At 67.2% G+C, this 2,241-nt stretch carries 2 protein-coding genes; both read left to right on the plus strand.

From position 1 onward, the window contains the following. A partial coding sequence (locus VR45_RS36130; protein WP_045944159.1) for an ISAs1 family transposase occupies nt 1-973 on the plus strand: 973 nt, incomplete at its 5' end. A 90-nt stretch (nt 974-1,063) separates the two neighbouring features. Further along, complete coding sequence (locus VR45_RS36135; protein ID WP_159394482.1) at nt 1,064-2,170, plus strand: RICIN domain-containing protein; 1,107 nt, start codon at nt 1,064-1,066, stop codon at nt 2,168-2,170. Nucleotides 2,171-2,241 lie beyond the last annotated feature (71 nt).

Here is a 2,241-nt window from a genome sequence, read left to right on the forward strand (position 1 = left end):
CGCCCCGCAGTCGGCCCTGGAGGCCCTCGACTTCCCGGCCGAGCCGCTCACCGGTGTCCATCCCGTCCCTCACCCGGCGACCGTCCGGCGCCTGCTCCAGCGGCTGGACGGCGACGCTCTGGACGCTGCCGTCGGAGCATTCCTACAGGCCAGAGGAGTACACCCGAGCGAGTCCGAGCGATCGGCGAAGCCGGTGCCGCGGGCGATCACGGTCGACGGCAAGACGGTCCGCGGCTCGCGCACCGTCACGAGCACCGCGATCCAACTGCTGGCCGCAATGGACCACCACGGCGTGGTCCTGGCCCAGCGGCAGGTCGCCTCCAGAAGCAACGAGATCCCCGCCTTCGCCCCGCTGCTGGACAGCATCGACCTGAGCGACACCGTGATCACCGGCGATGCCCTGCACACCCAGCACGCCCACGGCACGTACCTCCGCGAGCGCGGCGCCCACTACCTGGCCATCGTGAAAAAGAACCACCCCGGGCTGTATGCCCAGGTCAAAACGCTGCCCTGGGCGGACATCCCGCTGGACCACCGCACCCGCGACCGTGCCCACCACCGCGACGAGATCCGCCGACTCAAGACCGCCGCCTTCCACCACCTCGACTGTCCCGGCGCCCGCCAGGCGATCCAGATCGTCCGATGGCGCCGCGACCGCTCGACCGGGAAGCTCACCATCGAACGGGTCTATCTGATCACTGGCCTGGACACCTACGACGCCACCGCCGTCCAGCTCGCCACCTGGATCAGGGGCCACTGGGGCATCGAGAACCTCCTGCACCACGTCCGAGACCGGACCTTCCGCGAGGACGACTCCAAAGTCCGCACCGGCCACCTGCCCCGCACCATGGCCGGCCTGCGCAACCTCGCCATCGGCATCTTCCGCCAGAACGGCCGCACCAACATCGCCGCTGCCCTCCGCCACACCGGCCGCGACCACACCCGACCCCTGCGAATCCTCGGCCTCACGTGATCAATCCGGACAGACCGCAACCATGCAATGCCCCTGGGATACATACGGCGTTCCCTCAGCGGCCATTCATGATCCCTAAGCTCACGCCTCGTGAAGAACGTGAAGAAGACGATCGTGTTGCTCGCCTTGATAATGAGCTACTTCCCGCTGACCCCGACGGCGTTCGCGGCGGCCAAGTCGCCCGCGCAGGTAGCGGCCAAGTCGCCCGCGCAGGTAGCCGAGGACTGCGCCGACCCGAGGCCCACGCAGGCCGGGGACATCATCTACTGGGACCCCGAGTGCTACCTCACCTTCAAAAGCAGCAAGCAAGTATGGGGCGAGGCCACCATGCCCGACAAGCTCGGCAGTGGGAAGAGCCCCATCGCCTACGGCTGCACCAGTAGCGGCAGCGTGAGCGTCGCCGGAACCAAGAGCTCCTCCACCAGCTTCTCCTTCGGCCTCGACATCGGCGGGAAGAAGAAGTTCGGTGACTGGGAGGCCTCCGTCGGGCCCAAGCTCGGTTGGAGCTGGACCTGGAGCACCAGCGACACCCACACGCACACCGCCGCGGTCCCCCTGGGCAGCGTCGGCTGGATCGAGGTCAAGGAGCCGCTGATCGAGGCGGTCGTCGACATCGATGCCCGCTACGACGGCAACAAGAACGAGCTCGTCAAGAACGCGGTCGTCCGGGTGCCGGACACCAGCCGGTCCTTCGCCTGGTTGTATCAGAGCCGCAAGATGACCGACACGGAGCTGAGGGACATCTGCGGGCAGGACCCGCCGACCACCAAGACCTACGACATGTGGTCGGCCGGCGGCAAGGCTCCCTACAAGAACCTGCTGAGCGGCAAGTGCCTGGCCATCGGCCCCACCGTCCCCAACGGCGGGCTCGTGGTGCAGCGTACCTGCGACGGCGGGGCCGCGCAGAAATGGAACGCCGTCAAGGCGAGCAACGGCTATTTCACCATCCGCAACAACAACGGCTACTGCCTCACAGTCCCCTACAACAACGGCACCCCGCCCGGCCAGAACACCCAGCTCATGTGGTGGGGCTGCGAGACCCGCTGGGACTCGGGCAACCAGCTCTGGTCGGTCAACCCGACCAAGATCAGCGGTACCTACACCTTCGCCAACCAGTGGACGGGGCTCTGTCTCGCGCCGCACTCCAGTGAGATGACCAAGAACGGCGGCCGGGTGACCATCCGCAAGTGCGCGTAGCGGGATCGGTTGACCCCTCCTATGGAGTCCTCTGCGGAGTGGAGAAGACTCCGTAGGAGGGGCCTCCAGGG

Origin of the sequence: Streptomyces sp. NRRL S-495 (genome assembly GCF_000966955.1) — a bacterium.
GTDB lineage: Bacteria > Actinomycetota > Actinomycetes > Streptomycetales > Streptomycetaceae > Kitasatospora > Kitasatospora purpeofusca.